Origin of the sequence: Peribacillus deserti, from assembly GCF_016909175.1 — a bacterium.
In the GTDB taxonomy this organism is placed as follows: Bacteria; Bacillota; Bacilli; order Bacillales; family DSM-1321; genus Paraperibacillus; species Paraperibacillus deserti.
The window spans coordinates 258422-283491 of the sequence record NZ_JAFBFI010000003.1 but is presented as its reverse complement, the minus strand read 5'-3'; the positions used below and the strand labels follow the sequence as shown (position 1 = coordinate 283491).

General features: G+C 40.4%; 22 protein-coding genes and 1 pseudogene. 9 read left to right on the top strand and 14 right to left on the bottom strand.

Annotation, left to right across the window (positions count from 1 at the left end; translation table 11 throughout):
• Nucleotides 1-178: 178 nt before the first annotated feature.
• From JOC77_RS05645 to JOC77_RS05620, 6 genes and pseudogenes are all read right to left on the bottom strand, one after another.
• Nucleotides 179-316 carry a hypothetical protein gene (locus JOC77_RS05645; RefSeq protein WP_204539926.1) on the bottom strand — a complete coding sequence of 46 codons (138 nt, stop codon included), beginning with the start codon at nucleotides 314-316 and terminating at the stop codon, nucleotides 179-181.
• Nucleotides 317-603: 287 nt separating this feature from the next.
• Entirely contained in the window at nucleotides 604-1323 is a 720-nt protein-coding gene (locus tag JOC77_RS05640; RefSeq protein ID WP_204539923.1) for a YebC/PmpR family DNA-binding transcriptional regulator, read from the bottom strand.
• A gap of 286 nt (nucleotides 1324-1609) precedes the next feature.
• Nucleotides 1610-3237: pseudogene (locus JOC77_RS05635) on the bottom strand (alpha-keto acid decarboxylase family protein).
• Between the two features lie 214 nt (nucleotides 3238-3451).
• Nucleotides 3452-4384: an alpha/beta hydrolase gene (locus JOC77_RS05630; RefSeq protein WP_204539920.1), complete on the bottom strand. Its 933-nt coding sequence runs from the start codon at nucleotides 4382-4384 to the stop codon at nucleotides 3452-3454.
• Between the two features lie 274 nt (nucleotides 4385-4658).
• Nucleotides 4659-5762: a metallophosphoesterase gene (locus tag JOC77_RS05625; RefSeq protein ID WP_204539917.1), complete on the bottom strand. Its 1104-nt coding sequence runs from the start codon at nucleotides 5760-5762 to the stop codon at nucleotides 4659-4661.
• Between the two features lie 310 nt (nucleotides 5763-6072).
• On the bottom strand, nucleotides 6073-7020 hold the full coding sequence (locus JOC77_RS05620; RefSeq protein WP_204539914.1) for an aldo/keto reductase family protein: 948 nt from the start codon (nucleotides 7018-7020) through the stop codon (nucleotides 6073-6075).
• Between the two features lie 178 nt (nucleotides 7021-7198).
• Here JOC77_RS05620 and JOC77_RS05615 point away from each other — a divergent pair, with 178 nt between their 5' ends.
• Nucleotides 7199-7759, top strand: coding sequence for a DNA-3-methyladenine glycosylase I (locus JOC77_RS05615; protein ID WP_204539912.1), 561 nt, complete (start codon nucleotides 7199-7201; stop codon nucleotides 7757-7759).
• A 130-nt stretch (nucleotides 7760-7889) separates the two neighbouring features.
• The gene (locus JOC77_RS05610) at nucleotides 7890-8213 is read left to right on the top strand and encodes a hypothetical protein (RefSeq protein WP_204539909.1); all 324 of its coding nucleotides are present in this window, start codon (nucleotides 7890-7892) and stop codon (nucleotides 8211-8213) included.
• A 314-nt stretch (nucleotides 8214-8527) separates the two neighbouring features.
• On the opposite strand, the gene JOC77_RS05605 is transcribed toward JOC77_RS05610, so the two are convergent.
• Nucleotides 8528-8953: a VOC family protein gene (locus JOC77_RS05605; protein ID WP_204539906.1), complete on the bottom strand. Its 426-nt coding sequence runs from the start codon at nucleotides 8951-8953 to the stop codon at nucleotides 8528-8530.
• 207 nt (nucleotides 8954-9160) lie between these two features.
• Entirely contained in the window at nucleotides 9161-11041 is a 1881-nt protein-coding gene (gene selB, locus JOC77_RS05600; protein WP_204539903.1) for a selenocysteine-specific translation elongation factor, read from the bottom strand.
• Nucleotides 11042-11225: 184 nt separating this feature from the next.
• Here selB and JOC77_RS05595 point away from each other — a divergent pair, with 184 nt between their 5' ends.
• Nucleotides 11226-12212 (top strand): aldo/keto reductase, encoded by a 987-nt coding sequence (locus JOC77_RS05595; RefSeq protein ID WP_204539900.1) that lies wholly within the window; start codon nucleotides 11226-11228, stop codon nucleotides 12210-12212.
• A gap of 356 nt (nucleotides 12213-12568) precedes the next feature.
• On the opposite strand, the gene JOC77_RS05590 is transcribed toward JOC77_RS05595, so the two are convergent.
• A complete protein-coding gene (locus JOC77_RS05590; protein WP_204539897.1) occupies nucleotides 12569-13114 on the bottom strand; it encodes a BA5345 family protein in 546 nt (181 codons plus the stop codon).
• A gap of 258 nt (nucleotides 13115-13372) precedes the next feature.
• On the opposite strand from JOC77_RS05590, the gene JOC77_RS05585 reads away from it, so the two are divergent.
• On the top strand, nucleotides 13373-13732 hold the full coding sequence (locus JOC77_RS05585; RefSeq protein ID WP_204539894.1) for a hypothetical protein: 360 nt from the start codon (nucleotides 13373-13375) through the stop codon (nucleotides 13730-13732).
• 125 nt (nucleotides 13733-13857) lie between these two features.
• Here JOC77_RS05585 and coaW read toward each other — a convergent pair whose 3' ends face one another.
• From coaW to JOC77_RS05570, 3 genes are read right to left on the bottom strand one after another with little or no spacing between them, the layout of a single operon-like run.
• Nucleotides 13858-14673 carry a type II pantothenate kinase gene (coaW, locus tag JOC77_RS05580; RefSeq protein WP_204539891.1) on the bottom strand — a complete coding sequence of 272 codons (816 nt, stop codon included), beginning with the start codon at nucleotides 14671-14673 and terminating at the stop codon, nucleotides 13858-13860.
• Between the two features lie 27 nt (nucleotides 14674-14700).
• Nucleotides 14701-17835, bottom strand: coding sequence for an AAA family ATPase (locus JOC77_RS05575; protein WP_204539888.1), 3135 nt, complete (start codon nucleotides 17833-17835; stop codon nucleotides 14701-14703).
• Complete coding sequence (locus JOC77_RS05570) at nucleotides 17835-18977, bottom strand: exonuclease SbcCD subunit D (protein WP_204539885.1); 1143 nt, start codon at nucleotides 18975-18977, stop codon at nucleotides 17835-17837. Before JOC77_RS05570 ends, JOC77_RS05575 begins: the two co-directional genes overlap by 1 nt.
• A 604-nt stretch (nucleotides 18978-19581) precedes the next feature.
• Here JOC77_RS05570 and JOC77_RS05565 point away from each other — a divergent pair.
• The 3 genes from JOC77_RS05565 to JOC77_RS05555 all read left to right on the top strand — a co-directional run bounded on the left by JOC77_RS05565 (nucleotide 19582) and on the right by JOC77_RS05555 (nucleotide 22996).
• The gene (locus JOC77_RS05565) at nucleotides 19582-20886 is read left to right on the top strand and encodes an MFS transporter (RefSeq protein WP_204539882.1); all 1305 of its coding nucleotides are present in this window, start codon (nucleotides 19582-19584) and stop codon (nucleotides 20884-20886) included.
• Between the two features lie 303 nt (nucleotides 20887-21189).
• Nucleotides 21190-22431: an ATP-binding protein gene (locus tag JOC77_RS05560; protein WP_204539879.1), complete on the top strand. Its 1242-nt coding sequence runs from the start codon at nucleotides 21190-21192 to the stop codon at nucleotides 22429-22431.
• A 229-nt stretch (nucleotides 22432-22660) separates the two neighbouring features.
• The gene (locus tag JOC77_RS05555) at nucleotides 22661-22996 is read left to right on the top strand and encodes a hypothetical protein (RefSeq protein WP_204539876.1); all 336 of its coding nucleotides are present in this window, start codon (nucleotides 22661-22663) and stop codon (nucleotides 22994-22996) included.
• Between the two features lie 152 nt (nucleotides 22997-23148).
• Here JOC77_RS05555 and JOC77_RS05550 read toward each other — a convergent pair whose 3' ends face one another.
• Together JOC77_RS05550 and JOC77_RS05545 are read right to left on the bottom strand one after the other, a co-directional pair.
• On the bottom strand, nucleotides 23149-23340 hold the full coding sequence (locus JOC77_RS05550; protein WP_204539873.1) for a hypothetical protein: 192 nt from the start codon (nucleotides 23338-23340) through the stop codon (nucleotides 23149-23151).
• Nucleotides 23341-23452: 112 nt separating this feature from the next.
• Complete coding sequence (locus JOC77_RS05545) at nucleotides 23453-23743, bottom strand: YfjL-like protein (RefSeq protein WP_204539870.1); 291 nt, start codon at nucleotides 23741-23743, stop codon at nucleotides 23453-23455.
• 423 nt (nucleotides 23744-24166) lie between these two features.
• Between JOC77_RS05545 and JOC77_RS05540 the strand changes: the two genes are divergently transcribed.
• Both JOC77_RS05540 and JOC77_RS05535 read left to right on the top strand, forming a co-directional pair.
• Nucleotides 24167-24631 carry a CarD family transcriptional regulator gene (locus tag JOC77_RS05540; protein WP_204539867.1) on the top strand — a complete coding sequence of 155 codons (465 nt, stop codon included), beginning with the start codon at nucleotides 24167-24169 and terminating at the stop codon, nucleotides 24629-24631.
• Nucleotides 24632-24872: 241 nt separating this feature from the next.
• Complete coding sequence (locus JOC77_RS05535; protein WP_204539864.1) at nucleotides 24873-25058, top strand: hypothetical protein; 186 nt, start codon at nucleotides 24873-24875, stop codon at nucleotides 25056-25058.
• Nucleotides 25059-25070: the final 12 nt, after the last annotated feature.

Genomic DNA, 25070 nt, shown 5'->3' with positions numbered 1-25070 from the left:
GGATTAAATAAAATGACCCCGGTACAATACCGGGATCATTTATTAGCAGCATAGGGCCTTTTTATTAAACTGTCCATTTTAGGGGTTACAGTTCACAGATTCGGGGTTTCTTTTTATGATTCATGATGCAACGGCCTCATACTAAGAACAAGATCTATACCATACGATTGTTTAGTTCTTACTTATCCTGGCCCCGCAAGCTGGCCGCCCCGCGGCTGTTTGATTTTTCATCATTTCCGCCATTTTTTTCGGCTACAAATACTTGATTATCCTTCGTAACTTTAGCACCTTCTGAAAAGTTGTCCTTTGTTTTCATTTTCTCACCTCCTGTTTTATTTTGTACGATCCCTATGTATTTATGAAGAAATGCAGCGGTTCCTTAATATCTGGGTTCTTACATCTCGCTTCATTCATGTTAGAACCCCTAAACCGAAAAGAGTACGCAAAAAAGCCCAAGTGCATCACTTTTAGCTCTCAGGGTTCTTTGGGAAATAAGGTCTGTCCCCAGCATAAATTCTTACAATCCGTGAAGGCATGTCCCACTGGGAAATTGGGACAGTCCCCGAATAAAAAAACAGGCCATAATCGGCCTGCTTTCCTGTTTTATCCCTCTAAATCTACATTGTGGTACACTTGCTGAACATCCTCTAAATCTTCCAATGCATCAATCAATTTTTCAAATTGAGCCTGCGAATCCTCTGGAAGTGTCAATTCATTCTGAGCAAGCATTGTTAATTCTGCCACTGTAAAATCAGTAATTCCTGCATTCCTGAAGGCTTCCTGAACCGCATGGAACTGATCAGGCTCGGCATACACGATGACCCCTTCGTCTTCCTCAAGAATGTCACGTACGTCTACATCAGCTTCCATTAATAATTCAAGCACGTCATCTGCTGATTTATCTTCAACACCGATAACAGCTGTGGCATCGAACATATACGCTACAGAGCCGCTGACACCCATGTTGCCTCCGTTTTTACCGAAAGCTGCACGCACATCGGAAGCTGTACGGTTCACATTATTTGTGAGTGCATCAACGATAAGCATAGAACCATTCGGACCAAAGCCTTCATAACGGAGTTCGTCAAAAATTTCCTCTGAACCGCCTTTTGCCTTTTCAATGGCCCGGTCAATGATCGTTTTTGGCACACTATAGGTTTTGGCACGTTCCAGTACCACTCTCAAGGCCTGATTGGATTCAGGATTAGGTTCGCCCTGCTTGGCCGCTACATAAATTTCGCGTCCAAACTTAGCATATATCCGGCTTGTATTGGCATCCTTTGATGCTTTTTTCTCTTTAATATTGTTCCATTTACGGCCCATAATGAACACTCTCTTTCAACTTTGGTTCTTAATTTTTTTTATGGATTTGTTCTTCAGCTTATGCAAAACTTCATCATTCGAAGAAACGGCATCCATTCACTTCACTCACAACCATTATTATACCGTAATTAAGTTATATGTTAAAAGATTAATAACTAGGAAGATCCTTTATAATATCTGACGCTTTTTTATGAAATGGCGATGTAACTTAGGAAGATCCGCACCGCATGTGCAATTAATGGACCGAAATCGAATAAGCTGATGCCAAAAACCAGCAGGCGAAGCGCTACTTCGCCTGCTGGTTTTGCTCCTCAAGATGCTTCCTTACTTTCTGAAGATATTCCGGGGCATCCATTGGATCTTCTACCACCAGCTCAATCAAACAAAGCATATCAGCGTTCTCCTTCTCTGCCTTTTTAATCGCAGCATCCAGCTCATAGTTTGTTCGTACCTGAGCAGTAAAGGATGGTACACCAAATACATCAGGGATTTTAGAATAATTCCATTGCGGGATTTGATTATACTTCTGGTTTTCCGTTTTTACATTTAATATTTTTTCAACGGTATACCCTTGATTGTTTAAAACGAATATAATAGGTTTGCAGCCATGTTCAAGCATTGAGCTGATTTCCTGAACAGTTAGCTGAAGGGATCCATCTCCGGTAAATAGCACGACTCTCTGGTCTGGTGCCGCAATGCAGGCTCCAAATGCAGCTGGTGCCGCATACCCTATGCTCTGCCAGCCTCCCTGGGCGATGTATGCTGCTCCATGAGGAAGTCTAACCTGCGACATTCCATAGGAAAGAGTTCCTGTGTCCACTACTACAATATCCTTTTCTTTGAGCATCTGCTGAAAACGGGGATAATAGTAGGCTGCCTTGATCGAATGATCTGCTTCTCCATTTGCTTCAACATCATTAGGAAAAGATATAGGGACCGTGCCCTCTTTCTGATGATATTCTATCGAATGTAATTCTCTAAGCATATCTTCTGCCATAACATTCGTGTACAAAGCTTCGCCCACTTTTACTGAATCTGGCTGTATGACTATCATTTTCATTGGATCGAGCTTTGCAGTATATTTAGCAAAATTCATATCCGATTGTAAAAAGCCTGCAGCAATAACACAATCGGCCTCTTCCACGATCTTACGGACCTGATTACTTCCAAAAGCTCCTCCATACATCCCGATATAATGAGTATGGCTTTCGTCAAAACCGCTTTTACCCTGCATCATAGAAGCTGCAGGGATATTCAGCTTCTCTACAAGAGCCTGTACAGAATCTTCTAAACCATGCCGGAGTGCGGCCAAATCAACCAGTGCTGCCATTTTACGTGACCCTTCCAGCATTTCCCGGATATGCGCTAAAGCTGCCTGCAAGGATTTTTGATTTGAATGAGCAGGTTCAGGTTCCTCCAATTTGTGCGTGACGATTGGCTTTGTAACAAGGTCAATCGCGACCATGACATACACCGGCTTTTTTGATTCTCTAGCGATCCTGATGGCCTTTGGTATTTCTATTTCAGCATTTTCAGGAGTCAAATTAGCCGTATATTCGGTTATGTTTTGATATACTTTGCGAAATACCTCATAATTTCCATCCATCAGCGTATGATGAAGCAGCTTTTTCTCGTTCTGTTCCTTCGAATTAGGAGAGCCGACAATATCTATAATCGGCACATTTTCACTATAAGCACCGGCTATTGCATTACAAGCACTCATCTCTCCTACTCCAAAGGTAGTAATCAGTGCCGCCATTCCTTTTACCCGTGCATAACCATCAGCTGAATATCCGGCATTAAGCTCGTTCGTCCATTGATGAAACGAATTCTTCCATAATTCTCTAGAGTGTCAAGCAGCGAAAAGTTATAATCTCCGGGTATACCGAAAATGTCCGTTATGCCTTCTTCCATCAAGCAGTCCAGCAAAAACTGACCCACAGTCTTTTCCTCTGCACCAGCCAAACTAATCCCTCCATTCTCTTTATGTTGTACTATCACTTTATACCCATTGCCTATTCCTCTAATCAGCCAATGTAGCTCACTGCATATCCAAATAAATATAAAAAAAGAGATATCTACAATAGATATCTCAAAAGCTATCGATGTTTACATAATAATATTACTTTTAATAGTCATTTAGAAAGGAACCAATCCTTTCATATACGTCTTTTATATCCTCTTTTGAATCCATTATACTAAATAGATTAAAGAAGCCGTGAATCTGCCCCTCTTCCCTTTTTAGGACAACTGGGACTCCAGCCTGCTGTAGTTTTTCAGCATACAGTTCTCCTTCATCACGCAGCGGATCATATTCAGCCGTGATTACAAGTGCCGGCGGAAGGCCGCTTAAATCCGGAGCGTTAATCGGTGCCGAAAATGGGTTCCCGGCATGCTCAGGATTTTGAACATACAACCGTCCGAATAACTGCATCGACTCTGTTGTTAAAAAGTAACCGCTGCCATTTTCCGTGTATGAAGGATATTTGTCTGGGTTAAATCGGTCAGTCACTGGATACAGTAATACCTGCTTAGCTATTTCCAGGCCGCTCAGCTCTTTTGCCATCATAGCCACAACAGTGGCCAAATTTCCGCCGGCACTGTCTCCTGCAACAGCTAATTTAGTCCGGTCGGCATTTAGTTCTTCTGCATACTCATACACCCATTTGGCGGCTGCAAAGCAATCGTTCGGTGCTGCTGGAAAAGGATTTTCGGGAGCTAAGCGATATTCAACGGCAACGAGCATATGATTTGAAGCTTTTACAATACTTCTGCATACAGAATCGTGAGTTTCCAGATCTCCATATACAAACCCTCCCCCATGGAAAAAGACTACAACAGGAAAAGGCCCTTCTCCTTCAGGCGTGTAAATCCTTACCTTAATAGTACTTTCTGCCCCTCTGATGTCCCGGTCGCTTACGTTGTGAACAAACTCTACCGAGCCTTTAGGCACTTCACTATTCCTATTACGGATATCCTCAAGAGAAGGAACATAGCCTTCCGGATAGGAAGGGATTAAATTCCCAAGAAAAAACTTCATTTTAGGATGTAATTCCGCCATTTCCAAACCTCACTTTATCTATTTTAATATGTATCCATAGTATTTATATTCTATGAATATACTTGCCAATCCTTTTTCATAAACTGTTTTTACTAAACCTCCTCTGTGTTATGTCGATTTAGTCTATTTAGATAATCGAATGATAGATTGGGCTGCTTCAAATTTTTTAAACTGGGTCATTGAAATAACCTTAAAATAAAAAGGCACCCGCCTTACTCTGAAGTATGGTGGATGCATGGGTAATAGAGTTAATCTTACTAGCTGCGTTTCTGTACTATATAAATTTTATATCAATCTCCAAGATTTCAGAACGGCTGCCAATCCGAAGCGGCGGACCCCAAAAACCGAAACCTGAAGAAACAAAAGCATGCAGATTGCCTTTTTTCAGATATCCCCAGTCAAGTTCGTAAATTTTCTTTGTGATTAAATGGTTCGGCGCCATCTGACCTCGATGGGTATGGCCTGACAGCAGCACATCTACACCGCTTTTTTCAGCGTTGTCTAATTCATATGGCTGATGATCTAAAGCAATAATCGGATAGCTTTTATCTAGATTGCTGGTTAGATCTGTAAATGGCTTTCTGTTTCGATCCATACGGTCCTTTCTTCCCACCAGGTAAAAGTCTTCTTCAATTTTGACCGTCTCATCCATCAGGATTTGAATATTAATGCTCCTCATAACGTCTACTAACTCCGAAATTCCCCCGCCATAATAATCATGGTTTCCGGGTACTCCATATACTCCAAGTGGTGCTTGCAGCCCTGCCATAATTTCATGCATATTCTTTCCGATGAATGGCTCCGGGTCATCATCAATAATATCGCCAGCCAGAAGGATCAAATCTGGTTTAATTCCATTCACTTTCTTAATCAGCCGCTTTGCGTGGCCTCTTCCTGACAGCCGGCCAAAATGCATATCGGAAGCAACTGCAAGCTTCAAAGATTTCCGCCTGCTTTTATTTTTTGCTACTGTAATCTGATATCTTCGGATAATTGGACTGTATGCATTAAACATACCGAATGCAAAAATCCCAATAAACAAAGCAATAACAAGAAACCCGGTATAATAAATGGCCTCCTGCAAAGGAACTCCACCCCATGTTATCCCCCATACAATGAGATCTGCTGCCGGAAAAAGCATGACACCGTACTGAAAAAAGCCAAACCAGAAAGAGCCAACCGCACGAAAAATATCCGACTTTTTCCTAAAAAAATAAGAATAAGAAATCATAGCCCATAATACCCAATACAAGAAAGGCTGGTCAAACCCAAATGATGAATGCAGCCACACCCACCCATTCCATCCCATAAAAAGAATCAATCCATTAAAAATAAGAAGAAGTAACATATATCGTAAGTATCCTCGTCTATTATCCATTCATTCTGCGCTCCCTTTTTGATAGACCTTCTTTTTATGATACCCTCCTTCCAACGTAATTCAAATATAATGTCTTGAAACCAAAATAAAAACACCTGGATGCATATGATCCAGGCGTACTTTCTTTAATGTAGTGATAAGGTAATCCATGAACTGTGTACATACAATTTAAGTTCTCAGCAAAATCAACAATCTGTCCAAAATAAATAAATGGATAAAAAAGGCGTTCCATCTATATTTCCTTCATGGAATAGTTCTAACTTTGCAGATACTGGATCCCTTGCTACAGTCAAACTTAAACGAACTTTTTTTACGCAAGTATAGTTTCAATTTTCTCAATTACATCAGAAGATAATGATACATCCACTGCTTTCACGTTTTCTTTTACCTGCTCTGGTTTGCTCGCACCAATCAAAGCACTTGCCACATTTGGCTGGCGGAGAATCCAGGCCAATGCCAGCTGGGAGATGGAGATTTCCAACTCTCTTGATATTTTTTCTAACTGCTCTACTTTTAACAGGACGTCATCCTGAAGCAATTTATCCATGAACATATTGGATTTTGCATCTGCAGCACGGCTTCCCTCAGGCAGCTCTGCTCCACGTTTATATTTCCCAGTAAGTACTCCCTGTGCAAGCGGTGAGAACACAATCTGGCTGATGCCATTTTGTTCGCCCAAAGGAATGATTTCCTTTTCAATATAACGCTGAAACATGCTGTAATTCGGCTGGTTTACTACAAGCCGGTCTAATAAATATTTGTCTGCCGTACCCAGGGCAGATTGGATTTGCTGGGCAGTCCACTCACTTACGCCCACGTATAAAACCTTTCCCTGGCGAACCATATCATCTATCGTTCGAAGTGTCTCGTCTACAGGAGTTTCAGGATCGAACCTGTGACAATAGTAAATATCTACATAATCCAGTCCAAGACGGTTTAAGCTTGCATGCAGCTGTTCAAATACATGCTTTCTTGATAGACCTTTGTCATTCGGACCTTCTCCCATCTGGCCGAAAACTTTTGTAGCCAGAATATAAGATTCTCTGGGATACTTCCGTAAAGCTTCACCTACGATTTTTTCGGCTTCTCCTCTTGCATATACATTAGCGGTGTCAAATGAGTTAATTCCTAAATCATAGGCTGCATCAATTGTAGACACAGCTGTATTTCTCTCAGTAGAATTTCCATATGTAAGCCAGCTTCCTAAACTTATTTCACTAACCTTTAATCCTGTCCGGCCCAGTCTGCGGTATTTCATCTTGCATTTCCCCCATTCATTTGTCAGCTAAATATATATAGCGCTTTCATAAGTGTAGCTAGTATACTTCTGTTTTGTCCATTTCTAGGCTCAGGTTGACGAAATTTTTATCGGAAAACTTCTATTATGATAAGATTAGGAGTGTAAATAATAATATTAAATCTTAGGAGTGTATAATATGAACCGGTGTGGATGGGTCAATCAGGACCCGCTTTATATAGATTACCATGACCTTGAATGGGGGGTACCTGTATATGATGATCGGCTCCTTTTCGAATATTTAAATTTAGAAGGAGCGCAGGCGGGGCTGAGCTGGTATACCATTTTAAAAAAACGGGAGAATTACCGCAGGGCGTTTGATAATTTTGAGATAAATAAAATCGTAAAATATAACGAACAGAAAATTGAACAGTTGATGAACGATAAAGGCATTGTCAGAAACCAGTTAAAAATACGGGCAGTTATAACGAATGCAAGGGCCTTTCAAAAAGTAACAGAGGAATTCGGATCTTTTCAATCCTATATCTGGTCGTTTGTTGATGGACAGCCTGTACAAAACCATTTCCAGGATTTAAGTGAGGTTCCAGCCAGCACAGAAATCAGCGATAAACTTAGTAAAGATTTAAAGAAACGGGGATTTAAATTTGTAGGTTCTACGATTTGTTACGCATTCATGCAGGCAGTCGGGATGGTGAATGACCATTTAACAACGTGTATTTGTTATAAGAAATCTCGGTGACTTAAACAACATAAAGCGGCAATGAAATTCGGGTAACTGTACATATTCCCTTTAAAGGAATTATATATTACATAATGAAAATTAAATCCAATTGTATATAAAATTAAGTCAAGGATTAGGAGGTTGAAAAATGAGTACAGTGACTCTTCCCTCTTGGTTTTGGATGATCTACTATTTATTCTTGCTGATAACGGTTGGAACGGCCACATTTTGTCTAATTAGGTCAAGGATGACAGGCTGGTCATTACTTGTAATAGGAATTTCATGTTCTCTTCCTATTGTCAGCTTATTAAATAGTATAGGCCGAGAAGAAGGAATGAACGAATTTGAACATTTGTATAATCAGTTACAGCAAGGGTCACTCTGGTCCTTTTATGTATTTTTAGGTTATCTCTATACATTGGTATGGTGGTTTTTGTTCTTGAAGAAAAACTTTCTTAAACTAAAAGGCTGAACTTATCTATAAACGGGGATTCCTAATTGGGAAGCCCCAATTTTTGTAAGGTTTATTGACTAGCGTTTTAAAGCTCAAGGATGTTCCGCATCATTTTTGCGGTGAACTCAATTTTAATGATGAATTAATAAACCAAAATGGAAGATTTGCAGCGGATTCTTTGCTGGGGTTAAATCCGGTAAATCTGAAGGATTATCATAGTAAACAGCCGGACGGCAGGCAAGTGCCTCCGTCCCACTGTTATTAGACGATAGGTGCACCCACAAGATATGCAGTCTCAGTCTAATCTTTTAAATGAGATGAAAGAACAAACCTCACATTTTACTTTCTGTAAATATTTGGAAGCATATTCCAAATTTGTCTGTTACATTGCCGTAAGCTGGACTAAAAAACGTTTCCTGGAGCGGCATATTTACTTGACCGTCCTTAGCTAAGGCATCGAAAATTTGTTTGGATTTCTCTGCATCACCAATTGTTATACAGATGGTAACTTGATTTCCGCTTTGATGGGGCTGACCTGGGAACGTATCTGAAAGCATCAGATGGGTTTCACCAACCTGAATGGTTGCATGCGACACACGGTCCTTGGCTTCTTCAGGTAATGGAAATTCTGCATTTTCAGGCATTTCACCGAAAGATTGGACAAAAAGAACCTCGGCTTCCAAAGCTTCTTTGTAAAACTGAATGGCTTCTTTTGCATTTCCGTTCATCACTAAATACGGGATTAATTTCATGGTCATTCTAATCATCTCCTTGGGAATTTTTATAAAATATGTATGCTGTCACTTAGAAGAAATTAAGATAAAAAGGAATGGCGAAGCAGCTGTTGTGGAGCCTATCAATATACCTGCTTTTTTCCATGATTATCCTCTTCTTGATTATAAATCACAGAACGTATGTTTGCAAACAAATTCCATAAAAATACCGCAATATTAGAAAGCTATATATTAATTGATCCATACTCTTCCATTTCCTTCCCTCGCAGTTATTTTCGCTCTATCGAGGGTTTCCAGAAAAGGGATCATATGCTTTCGGGACAGTCCCAAGACGTCCTTTGCTTCTCCTACTTCAAAGCTCTTCGCTGTTTTTTCCTTCAGCTCCTGAACGCCCTTATTAAAAGCATCACCGTGAACAAATAATTGTTCGTCTAATCCCACGATGAGGTTCTCGTCGATTAAAAAATGCATAATATCTGCTTCCAGCACTGCTGGCAAACCAGCTTCCATAAAGTATTCCTTGAAGGGACGAACTTTTAAGTGATCCTTCCGTACCGCTTCTATCATAGAATCTGCCCTTTTGCTCCAGCTGGAGGGAATGTGCGGAGTAAAACCGGCTGAAGAAATAAAAGGTCCGTTACGTTTCCAGAATCCCTTTTTTTCCCCTTCCGCTAGTAAAAACTCTGTTAACTCCCTCGGCATGCCTTCTTCGAGTTCCGATAGAAGTTCAGCTTTATTTATGCCGCATTTTAAGGAATTTTTTTGATGGTAATCCTCGATTTTTTCCTTAAGTATTTCCTCGAACCTAATTGTCACATCGATATGTGTGACATACCCAGGCTTATAAATTATAAATGCCGGGGCTTTGAGAACAGCTTCTAATTCATTACTTGAGAGTGCGGTTTCTTGGGCCAATAACTCTTTAGATATTCCTTTTTTACGATTAATGACATCAAGGACTCTATCCTCAGGCCTGCCCTCTTTTTTCTTCATCAATAATTCAATAGTATCCTTACCAAATCGATACTTCTCACCTGCTGCTTCAATGACCCATCCTCCTCCGACCGTTTCAGCCGGGCTGGGACGCCGCAGTATAAAACGGTCACCCCTTTTGACTGCAATCTCTCGATCAAGGCGGATCTGGCACAATACATCTTCCTGAGATGAGTTTAATTCGTTACGGTCAAAAAATACAATTTTCCCCATAACCTCAGATGTGCCGATATAGCATTTGATCGGCATGCGCTGTTTAATATTCCGAGATAATTCCTTAACAGTTGACAAAGCAACATCAAGTACAGTTGTCACTTTATAATCGCTGTTAGATACAAGAACATCCCCGCGAACCACTTCATCATTAGACAGATTTGCTACATTAACAGCAGCCCGCTGACCGGCAAAGATTTGTGAGGCCGGTTTGTTATGCACCTGAAGCTGACGGGCTCTGGTTTCCACATTCCCTGGTAAAAGATAGAGCTTTTCCCCTTCCTCAAGAGAGCCGTTATATACCGTACCCCGAACAATCGTTCCGTGTCCTTTCACAGTGAAAACCTGATCAATAGGAAGCCGGAAAGCTCCTTTGTGATAAACGGGCTGATGTTCATTCAGCTCTTTAAGAATTAAGCCTTTAAGTGCATCGATCCCTTTGTTCGTTAAGCTGTCTACACGTACAATGTTACTTTTTTCAAAAATGCTGCCTTCCAGTTCAAGGGAAATTTCTTCTTGTACCAGTTCCTGAAATTCAGGATCGACTTTGTCGATTTTTGTTAGAACTACAATTCCCTTTTTCACACCAAGAAATTGAAGAATTTCTAAATGTTCTTTTGTCTGCGGCATAACTCCTTCATCAGCAGCCACCACTAGGATGACTAATTGAATTCCCGCAGCCCCGGCAATCATCTGACGGATAAACCTCTCATGTCCTGGTACATCAATGATGCTCACTGAAAGCTTCTCGTCTTCATATAGCGGTGCAAATCCCAGTTCAATGGAAATCTGCCGCTCCTTTTCTTCTTTAAGACGGTCTGTATCCACATTTGTTAAGGCCTTCGTTAATGACGTTTTTCCATGGTCAATATGGCCTGCCATACCTATCGTATAGTATTTTTTCATCGTTTTCCCTCGCATGCTGCCTATATTTACCTCATCTTTTTTATTAGAACATACATTAAGTATAAAGGAGGAAAGCCATAATTTCTAACTGCGGATAAGGATTTAAAGCCATATCCATTTCATTAAAAATTTTGTAAAATAATTCTATATATTATTTATTTTGAAAAAGAGAGGAAAAATTAAAATGGAATATGTGAAACTTGGAAATACAGGGTTGGATGTTTCCCGGCTTTGTCTTGGTTGTATGAGCTTTGGAGATGCAAAGCGATGGATACATAAATGGATACTTGATGAAGAGAACAGTCGCCCTATTATTAAACAAGCACTTGAGCTTGGTATCAATTTTTTTGATACGGCTAATTCCTATTCAGGTGGAACAAGCGAGGAAATTGTTGGTCGTGCTTTAAAGGATTATGCCAATAGATATGAAGTTGTTATCGCTACTAAGGTTTTTTTCCCTATGCATGATGGTCCAAATAATAGTGGACTTTCCCGGAAGGCAATCATGAGTGAAATCGATAACAGCCTAAGAAGGCTCGGAACAGATTATGTAGACTTATATATGATTCATCGTTGGGATTATAATACTCCTATCGAAGAAACGATGGAAGCATTGCATGATATTGTGAAGTCAGGAAAGGCAAGATACATTGGAGCTTCTTCCATGATGGCGTGGCAATTTTTAAAGGCGAATCATGTAGCGGAGAAAAATGGATGGACTAAATTTGTATCAATGCAAAATCATTATAATCTGTTATACCGAGAAGAAGAGAGGGAAATGATGCCTCTTTGCAAAGAAGAGAAAATTGGTGTGATACCTTATAGTCCACTCGCTTCAGGAAGGTTGACTCGCGATTGGGCGGAAACTACATTCCGTTCAGAAACTGACCAAGTTCAGAAAGCTAAGTACGATTCGACTGTCGATGCAGACCGTTTAGTTGTAGAGAGGGTTGCAGCAATAGCAGAAAAACACGGAGTTCCTCGTGCTCAAATTGCACTTGCTTGGTTGTTACAGAAAAAACCTGTAACAGCTCCCATTATTGGTGCTACAAAAACGTCTCATCTTGAGAATGCCGCAGCCGCTTTATCAATTAATTTAACACCCGAAGAAGAAGATTTTCTAGAAGTACCATATGTACCCCATCCAATAAGTGGTTTTGGTTTGAAGTAATTTCGGTGTGTTGATTGAGCATCTTACATTAAAATATAATTTACAAAAAGAGAGCCAATTTTCCTTAGTAGGAAGATTGGCTTTTCTTTTTATGACTTTTATATACTTGAACCAATATACCCTGATATAGAAAAATACTTAACAAATAAATTTTCCTAAAGCTATGCTAAAAGCAGTCTGTTTTCAGGTGCGAAATCCACTGCTTTTATCCATGTTTTTATGTATATTTTTATGTATATTTTTTCCTATGCGGGTACTCCAAAAGGAAGGTTTACCCATAACACAGGGAGTTTTATTTATGTTCGCATTCTTTTATAAACGTTTTATTTTAGTAAACACTCTATTGATCATAATATTTAGACTCTATTATTCTCAATGAGCGTTCTAGTCATAAAATATTCCAGGTTTTTTCTGAAATAGCGCTGGTTAACAAACGAAATGACCAGGAGGACTGCATTAATAAGAAAAAGGACGATCGAGCCTGTAGACCATGAATGAAAGTAAAACAAAAGAATTAAAGTCATGCAGGATAATATGAAGCTTGTAGTTAGGGCGCGTAAAGCGTAAACCTGACCTGAACGATAGCTGTATATTCGCTGAATTTCAGGGCCACAAGGCTTGTTTATTATGATGTGATCCATTTTAAATTCATTACGGAAGTAGTTTTCCCATTTGTTCCAAATCACAAAACCGAACAACAAACTAACCTGGTGAATGACATATCCCAGTATGAACCCAAAACCAATGAGCAAGGCTGTGAGTCCCAGAAGCGAAATGTCCCATTCTTTCAAAAAACGAATGAAAGCTTTTTTATCGTCAATGGTGAAATAGGTAAACATAACTGAAATAAACAGCCAGCCTGGCATTCCCCATCTTATCATTTGTTTTGCTTCCAAATTCATATGTAAATCTTCCTTCCCCCAGGTAATTCAATGAAGGGAACGGCATCCCTTAAGTGATTAGCTATCTCTACTATATCATCAAATTCTTATTAATGCTTTCTCCTCTTTATCCATACATCTATTTGCTAATAGATTGGGTCTAATTATAATAGATTTTTATCTAAATGAAAAAAATCAGAAGCACCAAGGCTATTACATAGTCATATTTTAATAGTGGTTCATAGATTACTAGTATTGAAGCAGAAAGGGGAAATTAATATGGGAAAAAAAGAGAAAAAGATTGCTAAGCTTGTAGACTCATTACTGAAAAGGAGAAAAAAATGTATAAATATTAACGTATTCAATATGGTAGAGCCTGATCTAATAGGAGAAGCCGGGATGATGCAGAAACCTGCAGCCGGGATGATTCCTAAAAAAGCTAAACCAACCACAGCCCAAGCAGGATTAAATGCGGCAGCAGAAGCTGAAAAAACCGTTAAAAGTATCAACCGCGGTCCAGGTTCAGTTAATTCAGGCCGCAGAGTACCTAAAGATGTGCCAGTAGAGATTAATGCTAAAGGTATAACAGCTGCTGAGTTAGGAATAAATCAACATGGATTCCTTATGGGACCACAGTAAATTAGACTAAAGATTTTCCGATTTAAATAAAAAACGAGTTTGAACAAAAAAGAGGAATTTCGTAAGGGAATTCCTCTTTTTTCTTATAGCTATACATTCAATCCCACAGACCGAAATTTTGTAACTTATTCGGAATGCAGCGCACCAATGGCCCCGCTGTACTCTCCTCTTTCCAGTTCTTGATAAGTAAACCCAAAAATCTCAGTTGTCTGTTTTAAGTTCTTCTTAAACATTCTGCTGCCATTCATCGTATTTCCGATATAAAGAATATCTTTCACACCTTTGAGTTGAGCATTTCCTGCAGCAAGTAAAACAACGGTCTCAGTAATCATGCCTACAAGGGCGGCGAGGAGATCTTCATTTTTTATCTCTCCGTGCCTCAGGCCTTTGCCAAAATTGCTTGCGGTGTAATGGCCTGGAATAGGAGACTCTAGAGGTTCATAAATATCTTTAACTTGGAGATCCATCATACTGCGATCACCGATTTCAGCCATCCTGCAGATTTCCTGAAAGTCTCGTTCTCCAGTCAAAACAGAGGCGAGCCCCATAAGAGTTCCGCCGCCTACACCCGAACCGGTAAGCCTGATTGTTTCTTTTCCTGTTATATAATGGATAGAAGTGCCTGTCCCAATGTTGGCCAGAATAAACCCAGACTTGAGCAGCGGATGAGAAGGCTCAAGCAGATAGCGGATTCCTTCGGTGACGGCAGTAAACTCATCTACCAAATGCAGGTCTGAAGTCTTCAGCTTGTCCTGTATATAAGCTGCTTTTCCTCCAGTTATGGAAATTCGGGCATTAGGAACTACCAGCTTGATCCATTGTAAAAAGGAATCCAGAGTATCATATGAATATTTCTTAAGGTGCAGCCTGCCTTTTTCATAATAAACCGCTTTTAGAAGCGTTCCCCCTGCATCCAGGCCGATCGTTTGGCTCTCTGCCATCAATTTCACCTCTAAGTCTATCATTTCTTAGTTCATAAATTTAAATTCTGTAAAACTGCCATTTTGTGTGGCTGTTACCTCTAGCCGTGCATCAATTCGCTCTTTCAGCTCCGGAACATGGGAGATGATGCCCACAAGGCGGCCGCTGTTTTGTATATCCACCAATGCTTCGATCGCATTATCTAATGATTCGGGATCCAGCGTTCCAAATCCTTCATCAATGAACATGGTTTCCAAAGAAACACCGCCTGAATACTGCTGAACCACATCAGCAAGTCCTAAAGCCAGCGCGAGTGCCGCTTTAAAGCTCTCGCCGCCTGAAAGGGTCTTAACATGGCGCTCTTGGCCTGTATATTGATCATAAACAGAGAGCTCAAGCCCGCTCTGTACATTTTTGCGGGTAGGATCTACTTTTCTTATAAGCTGATACCTGCCGCTCGTCATTTTGGTCAGCCTCAGGTTCGCTTCCTGAAGAATATCATCAAGGAAAGCAGCGAGAACAAATCTTTCAAATGTAATACGGAACGGATTCTGGCCGCGGGCAATTTCATATAAGTGCCCAACAACCTTATATTTCTCGTCCAGCTCTTTTTGTTCCTCGAGCATCTCCTCCAGCTTCCTATGAATCTGCTGATTTTTCTGCAGCTGTACAATCACATTTCTGCTCTCAATCTTGTGCTGCTCAAGCTCCTGATTAATTGCAGCAAATGCTTGTTTGAGAGAATCTAAATCGGGCTTTTCCAACCCTTTCAGCTTCAGCTCTAAATCGTGCAGGAGCTCTTTTACCCGGTTGTAATTCTGTTCATATTCCGCAATTACCTCTTCCAGTCTTTTGACTTCATGTTCAGGCTTCTTTGCACTCTTATAATCTCCATACTTCTCAAATCCCTGATTCTGCATATCTGTCACAAAGCGTGTGCGCTCTTGCTCCAGTTCTGCCTTCAACCCGGCAAGCCGTTTTTCAGCAGAATCCTTCAAGGCCTGGACATTGGATTCCTGCTGCTTAGCTCTATGAAGATCCTGCTGAGATTTTTCAAGAGCTGCCTGCATTTTTTGCAGATTGGCAGCAGCCAGTTTAAGTGCTGATTCAAAAGCTGTGAGTGAGCGGATTTCTTCTGGCAGGGAATTCTGGATGCTTTGAAGTTTGGAACTGGCTTCATTGTAATCCTTGACCGCTGTTTCTTCTTCCGTGGCATACGTTTTGATTTTTTCTCTTATAATGTTTTTTTCTTCTTTAATTTTTCCTAACTGAGCCGTAATCACAGGCTGCTGGCTTTTGATTTTGTTTAAAATAGCAAGCTCGTTCGAATAGGATATTTGCTGCTGCTGAAATTCAGACTGGTAGTGAGACAGTTCCTTGAGTTCAAATTCAGGAAGTGCCTCCTTCATGCCGAGCACCCGGTCTTCGAGAAGCCGATTAGCTCCTTCAAGAGCAGATTTTGCCTGGTAATATCTAGTTTCTGCCAGACTCTTTTCTTTTTCAGCAGCAGCCAGGAGTTCCCGTTTCTCGTTCAGCTCTTCTTCAGACGGCATATCACCAAGTATTGATGCCGGCGCAGGATGGCTGGTAGATCCACAAACGGCGCATGGCTCTCCGTCTCTTAGAAGAGAGGCAAGAATTCCAGCATGAGAGTGTCTCCATTTATTCTCGAGCTCCGCCAGGCTATCTCTTGCCCCTTGTAAATGACCTGCTTTAAGCTGTAGGTCTTTTTCCCGGGACACAAATATCTTTTCTTCACTTAAGGATTCCGTGTGGCTCTGTTTAATCCGGTCAAGATCTGTTATCAGTCTTTTCACTTTCTCCAGAGCTCTTTCTTGTTCAGAAAACATCAGTGCTGCAGTATCGCTTTCTTCCTTCTGGATATAAAGCTTTTCTTCTTCTGTTTCTATCGCAGCAGACCTATTCTCAGCCTTTTGTTTATTCTCTTTTGCCATGCGAAGCTTTTGCTGCAGCTGATCGGTCTCTTTCTGAAGGCCTGAATACACTGATACAGATTCTCGAAGACCCTTTAATCGATGAATTTCGGCAGAAGCCTGTTCACGCTGTTCTTCTCTGCCCTGCTCCTGCTGATATCTTTCTTCAGCCTCTTTAACTGCCTGTCTCAGATTCTCAGCCTCTTTTGCCAGGTTAAAAGCTTCATCCTCTGTGCTTTTCACCTGTCTGCCTACTTTCAGGTAAAACTCTTCCTGCTTTTCAAGATGGGCCGCTTTTGAAGCAAGCAGAATCCTCTGTTTAATCGATTCTATTTCACCTTTTTTCGCTTCGAGCTCTTCCTTGTTCCGATGGAGGCTGTCACGCTCCTTAAGCTTGGTTAGCAGCTCCTCAGCCTGATAGATTTTCTGCTGAATTCCATCCCTTGTTAGCTGCTTTTTCTTCTCTTCTGCCTCAAGACTCCTGCTTTTTTCGTCAAGAGCCCCAATCTGCCCTTCTAAGAGAGATAGAATTCTCAGCTCGTTTGGATCTTCTGCATTCATTTCAGCCAGAAGTTCTTCATTTTCCCCCGCCTGAATATCCTTGATCAATGTTTTTCGTTCATTTTTATTGGCTTCAGCATGCTTTTTAAGAAGAGTCGCTTCTTCTTTCAGCTTTTCTTCTATTCTTTTATAAATTTCCGTATGGAATAGACGCTGCAGAATGACTTCCTTATCTTTACTTTCCGAAGTCAGAAGTTTCCTGAATTCCCCTTGCGGAATCATGAGAATCTGCCTGAACTGGTTGGCATCTAGACCGATGATCTGTTTAATCTTTTCATCCACTTCACGAACATTTGCCCCTAAGAGCTGTTTTTCGCCGTAATCATCTATTTCATACAGCTCTGCTTTAGCAGTAACTGTAGTGTTTCCCCCTCCGGACTTCTTTTTACGTTCCTGCTGAGGTGAGCGGTATATGTAATACGCTTTTCCTCTAAGAGTAAATTCTAATGAAACCTCTGTCAGCAGATCTTCCTCCGCAAACTGGCTCCTCAGTTCCTGTCCGCTTCGGTCTTCTCCGCTTGCCTTTCCATAGATAGCAAAACTCAGGCCATCAAAAATAGTCGTTTTGCCAGAACCTGTTTTTCCAGATATCACAAACATAGTCCGGCTGCCGAGAGAGGAAAAATCAATTTCCTCTTTCTCCGCATAAGGCCCAAAAGCCTGCATGGTGATTTTGAGCGGTTTCATTAGAAATCACCCTCTCTCTTTGTTTTTTCAATGACCGCTGTCATTACAGCCATCTTAGAGTCATTAAAGCTGCGTTCCGTCATATTAGAATAAAAGGTCTGGAACAAATCCAGCTCTGACTTTTTGTCATCTCTCTGGGCCGAGTAGGACTGTTTCCGCTTCATATCGGTGATGTCCCACTTTCTTTCAAGGTGAAGTATATTCGGATATACCTGGCGCAGCTTGCCCATCGGATCAATAATGGTCCCCTCATCCAGCAGAGTCACTTTCATATAATCTTGAATTCTTTGAGACTGATAAAAGGAAGGATCCAGCAGCTCTTCCAGATGCCCTGCAATTTCCCTCATATCGTTTCGAGGCTTCAAAGAACGGCACTGCAGATCAAAGGATCCGTCATCTTTCATTTCAATAATGGAAACTGCCTTTTTCTGCTTCGCTTCTGAAAACGAATATTTCATCAGGGATCCGGAGTAAAATACCTTAGGGTGCTTAATAGCATCCGGACTGTGGAGGTGGCCCATTGCTGTATAATTAAAGCAGTCAAAAAGATCAGCAGATACACAACCAGACCCGCCCACAGATAAGCTGCGCTCTGAATCAGAAGTTTTCCCGCCAAGCACGAACGCATGTCCAACCAATACATTCGGTTCATTTGGATTCAGTTTTTCTTCTATTTTACCGATCAAAGCTTTCATAGCATCCTGATGAGAATGAATACTGCTGTCATTGAAAAGATAACGGACTGTTCCAGGCTCTGCATAGGGAATGCTGTAAAAGTTCACTCCACCTATCTGCACAGGTGTGAGATCAGCAGAGAGCTTGCCCTGGATAAATAACCGGCTTTGTTTATACCAGCTTGTCCCAAAGGACAGCCTCTCTGCACTATCATGGTTCCCGGCAATTGCTACTACTGGTATTTTCATGTCTACATTGATCTTAAACAGAATTTCATCCAGCAGCTCGACCGCTTCAGTGGGAGGAACAGAGCGGTCGTATAAATCTCCAGCAATAATAACCGCATCCGGCTGCTCCTCTTCCACAAGCTGAACAAACTGGACTAGCATCTCTCTCTGTTCTTCTGTCATATGAATGCCATGGACAATCTTGCCTAAATGCCAATCGGCAGTATGTATAAATTTCAATTTATTCACCTCATACGTGGTTAATCTCTATCACGATTTTTATTTATCTTCTATTATAGCAAAAACAAATGGTATTCATAGCCTAAATCACGAACGCACGTTCCAAAGCGTTCGACATTTCTATTTCTAAAAATGGCTGTCATTGGAACTCATAAAAATAGACCTTTGAAAAGGCCCTCGTTTTACTAATATGTTTATATTCTTTTTTCAACATGGCTCTAAACTGTAAAGCTATCGCAGTCATAAACTTGAAACTTCGTCTTTTGAGAAATAGTGAAATAGTTTTAATGTATCCTTCAGAGTCAGCTCCCCTAAAATAAACCACTCCGTTTCAAATACAGGAACTCTCTAAGAGCTTCAGTGGTGTGTGTTATATATATATTTTTCTTTTTATTACTATTTACCTATCATTCAATTCGTCCTTAAAATTCCTTTTCTAAAATAATACTTTTCTTAAGTTTGAAAAATTCCATTTATTTAAAAACTATGAGAAAATAATGTCGATCAACAGAATACGCTTACATATGTTTCTGTTTCATTCCATGCAGCTGTGTGCAGACTAACAAATAAAATCTGCACCGGTATTTTAAGAAGGAGGAGAAGTATGAAATCATCCGCAGAACGCGCAAACTCAAGGCGTATTACGGGAAATATCTTCAAGGGATCAGTTGGCAATCTGATCGAATGGTATGACTGGTACGTCTACTCTGCCTTTGCTGTATATTTCTCGGCAGAATTCTTTCCAAAGGGAGACCCGACCTCCCAGCTGCTTAACACGGCAGCCATCTTTGCTGTAGGATTTCTGATGCGTCCGATCGGCAGCCTTTTGATGGGCCGCTATGCAGACCGCCATGGCAGGCGGGCCGCACTTACATTGTCCATAACCGTCATGGCTGGAGGATCCTTGATCATCGCCCTTACACCGAGTTATGAAACGATAGGCGTAATGGCACCGATTATCCTGGTACTCGCCCGCCTGCTGCAGGGTTTATCCTTAGGAGGCGAATATGGAACCTCGGCAACGTACTTATCCGAAATGGCAAGCAGCGGACGCCGCGGCTTCTATTCAAGTTTTCAATATGTGACACTTGTTGCCGGCCAGATGGTGGCACTTGGTGTCCAGATTATTCTTCAGCAAATCTTAAACGAATCTGATATGAATTCCTGGGGCTGGAGAATTCCATTCGTCATCGGAGCTCTGGGAGCAGTAGCTGTGTTATGGCTGCGCCGCACAATGGACGAATCAGAGCAGTTTGAAAAAATGAAAACAAAAAACAGTGAGAACGCCGGTACTGTAAAGGTTTTAGTGAAATATCCTAAAGCTGTCCTAACGGTAGTAGGTCTGACTCTTGGAGGAACTGTTGCTTTTTATACGTATACAACCTATCTTCAGAAGTTCATGGTCAACACAGTCGGAATTGCCAAAGAGCAGGTCAGCTGGATCAACTTTATCGCATTGCTGATATTCGTAGTTCTTCAGCCGCTGGCCGGGGCGCTTTCTGACCGGATTGGGCGCCGTCCGCTTCTTATGGGCTTCGGTATATTTGGAACACTATTGACCGTTCCCCTATTCCTGCTTTTGGAAAAGACGGACAGCCCCTTTGCAGCTTTCTTGCTCATGATGGCCGGACTCATAATTGTCACTGGGTATACTTCCATTAATGCAATTGTAAAAGCCGAACTTTTCCCTACCAAAATCCGGGCCCTTGGTGTAGGATTTCCTTACGCAATTACAGTGGCCGTCTTTGGTGGAACTGCAGAATTCATAGCTCTCTGGCTGAAAAACATTGGATATGAATCACTTTTCTACTATTACGTAGCTGCGTGTATTGCTATAAGCTTACTAGTATACTGGCGTATGGCTGAGTCTTCAAAGGAATCGCAAATTGAGGCAGAATATCGTAATTAAACACTGAAGCCGACCATTAATTGGTCGGCTTTTTATATTTAAGGCGTGACTGCACTTTGTATTCTTATTTCGGCGGAACATAAACTGCCCTCTTGCGCGCGATATCAGCTATGCTGTGCGCGAGAAAACAAATGCTTGCGCGAAAACCATTAACCACCAAGCGAAAAAGCCGGAATCAGCGCGAAACCATTTTCTCCCGTAGAAGTTTCTTATGATGAAACCAGCTCTATTAAAAAATTATTCCATATAACACTATGAATTTATGCTATGATAAAACAAAAATCAACGTTAAGAGGAAAAATTATGTATGTATCAGGACAAATAATTCTGGTGTTGGTTTCCATATTTTTTACCGCCTATCAAAAAATCGTCTATGATGAGCCCTTTGTAACATTCGACTTTTTAATTTTCACTTTAATTGCCTGGCTTGTCGGCTGGCAGTATGACCTGGCTAGATATTATGCTGCAAAAGCCAAATTGAATGAAACAAGTTATAAACAATTAATTGACTTGCTGCCTGACACCATTTATATTCATCGGGACTTCAAGGTCATTTATGCCAATGAAGCGGCGGTTCACCTAATAGGCGCCACAAGTAAGAAAGAGGTAATTGGGAAAAGCCTGCTTGACTTTATAGTGCCAGAGTATCATCCCCGGTTAATGGAAAGAGATAAGCAGATCAAGAAACAAAAACTTCCAATCCATACGATTGAATATAAGATAAAACGTTTTGATGGTACTTTGCTTTTCTTTGAAGCTTCTTCCCTGGAAATTGTTTTTGGCGGCAAACAAGCCGTTCTTACAATCGGAAAGGATATTACAGCAAGAAAAGCTGAAACCGAACGGATTCTTCAAAAGTCCGAAAAGCTGGCTCTATTAGGCCAGATGGCTGCAGGCATTGCACATGAGATACGCAATCCCCTCACTTCCATAAAAGGATTTATTCAGCTGTTTCAGGCAAATTATCCTCAAGAAAAATATACAGAAATTGTTTTATCTGAGCTTGAACGAATCAATTCCATCGTAGGAGAATTCCTGGTCCTAGCAAAACCGACTGCAGCTGTTTTTGCTGAGCAAGATGTAAAAATCTTGATAAAAGATGTGGTTACGCTAATAAATAATCAGTCCATGCTGAATAATGTCCAAATCTTCGTAGAGTTCGACAGACACCTGCCAATGGTCAGCTGTGAAGAAAAACAGATCAAGCAAGTTCTGTTAAACCTCCTTCAAAACTCAATCGAAGCCATGCCGAAGGGCGGAAATATTGATGTGAGGGTTAAGGAAAAAGAAGAAGGTAAAATCTCCATTCAGATTATTGACCAGGGCATAGGGATACCAGAGGAACGAATCTCTACACTTGGCGAACCTTTTTATACCACAAAGGAAAAAGGGACCGGCCTCGGCCTCATGACCTGCTATAAGATCATCGAAGGCCATAACGGAAAACTTAATATTGAGAGCAAATTAAATGAAGGAACCACCATTGAAATTATTCTGCCGACGATCACTCAGCCATATTTGCAGAGGGATATGAGCCATTCTTAATGAAAAGTAAAAATGCCGCATACAATATCAACTTTTGTGTGCCGGCATTTTTTTATTTATTTAGCACTTATTTCTACCTGATAATCTATTGAAGCATAGTTGATTGATTTTTCCGCTTTCTTTGCCGTCCAGATGGGACACCAAACAAAATTTAACAAAAAATTAACAGAAAAGAGAATCTTCCTTTATCATCTTGTTTTAATCTAGATAAGAAAGGAGCGGATCATATATGGCAGCCAATAACCTGGAATTACTTGTTAAGGTAAAAAAGAGTTTGGAGGAACAGCTGCAGGCATTCGAAAAATGTGAAAATGAATACAATTTTAAAATAGCTGAGCTTAAGCAGCAGTACGAATTGTTGAACAATACCGACTCCGTGTCTAATAAAGAAAAACTATTAGAACTAATCTCGAATACCATTCAATATGAGGAAGCTCAGTTTAAAAAATTCCTTGCGCACAAAAGAAATCATGAAGGTAGCCTAAATCATAACCTATACCTAGTTTGCAAATCATTAGCAGCACTGCTCAGCAAGCATCCTTATAGACATTTGTGTATAAGTTAACCCTGAAGATTAGCCCTGAAAGTAAATAAATGGCAGCAGATTTTGTTCTCTGGAAATCTGCTGTTATCTTTTTTTAGTGCTAAATTAATGAATCATTTATTAAATACGTCCATCCCGGCATGAACATAATTTCCCAGATTTTCACATAAAACTTACCTAATTTGCTCTTCAATAAATAAATGATTCAAGCTTTTATTAAATGCGATTTCAGCATTATCCCCTACACTGACAGCAAGTTTTTTTCCTTTCCATAGCTTAGTCCCGCACTTAAAACGCCCATGATCTTGTTTCACAAGATAAACCTCGATAAATGAATTTTTATGGAATAATAAATTGAACTTCACTGGGAAACCCCCTTTTTCATCCTCCGTTTTTCACAAGACTTCGAACTATTGGAGTTCTCCGTTTACGGTCAGAGTCAGACAGAGAGGAATTACTCATATCATTCCATTACTTTTACTTAAATTCAAGCAGACCGTCATTGACCACTTTTCCTCGTCTAACATCCAAATTTGCTTTGACCGTCCCATCTTTCGTGATTATATGGACAATATAGATGCCTTCCCCAGGATAGTAATCAACATGCGATACGATAAAAGGCAGTTCAGGATAATTTACATCTAAATACTCTCTTGCAATTTGCTTACTCTCCATTTTTGTTACCGGATTCCCATAAAAAAATACAAGCAAAAATATTAAAGCTGGAAGTGTAACCAAAGCAAGCGGTAACCAGATTTTTATACGCACAGTTTATCGATCCCCTTTTTGGTTCAGCTTTACCTGCGCTAAAGGAAAGTGATTAAAGTACGATATTATATTTTTGGATGGTAGATATTATACCTGTAGACTTGCATCTGAAAATTTGGATTTACTTTAGAAAAATGGCATAAATGCAGGCTGCTAATAAAAAGAAAATTAAAATGAATCCAGATAACGCAGTCTGTGTTGGAAACAGTATTTGATCAAAAAAGGAGGCCAGTTTAAGGTTTGACAGGAGGGTTTTTTTCTACATCTGGCCTTATCATCTATAGGATTTATGGTCTTTGCATATTTCTCTTATTTTTTCACCTTAAACGATTGACACTAACCAGTTAGTAATGATATTATAGAAAATTTGATAAAAAACTCAACTCATGTTATGATGGAGTATAGATACATGGAGGTGGGTTAATGTTTGAAGTTGGAGATAACATTATTTATCCGATGCATGGAGCTGGTGTCATTAAAGGAATTGAAGAGAAAGAAATTCAGGGAGTAACCCAGAAATACTACGTCATTCAAATACCGATGAACAATATGCAATTACTGATCCCCACTAGTCAAGCAACATCACGTATACGGATGGTTGCTGATGATCTTTCCCTGGGCCTTGTATTAGAAGTTTTCCATTACGGAGAATCTGATCGAACCTTAACCTGGAAAGAGCGTTATAAGATGAATTCCGATAAGATGAAAACAGGAAAACTGCAAGAAGGCGCTGAGGTTGTACGTGATTTAACCCGAATGCAAAATGAAAAAAAACTTAGTTCTAACGAAAAACGGATGTTAGAAAATGCCCGGATCATTTTTGTTGGAGAATTAAGTTTAATCAGAGGCATTACGGAGGGCCAGGCGGCAGATTTGTTAAAAATCTAAATTTCAGTCTTCTATTAATTACCGCGAACAATAAAGATTGGTTTGTACGATATCCGTCCTAAACACGCTGCATATTCCCCCTTTGCCCATCCGATACCCAAACATCGCTTTACTGCCCCCTTTCAGATTAGAAAGAGAACAGCCTCCCTCATAGAAAAATTGCACATCTTTCAAGAAGGGTTTACAAGCTATGTTCAAAATAATTAATTCTGTTGAATACACCTAAAGGAGCTTACACAAAATGAAGTACTTATGTGTTAAAGATTGGGAAATGAACGGCAAAGTTTATTTTAAAAAAGACAAAAGCTATAAAGGCAGAGAAGTCAAGGCCGCGCTCGATAAACAGGAAAACAGCGTTAAAATGATCGGCGAAAACAATTTGCGAATCAGATTCCAAAAGAATAGTGAGTATTTTATTGCCATTTAATTATGTTACCCC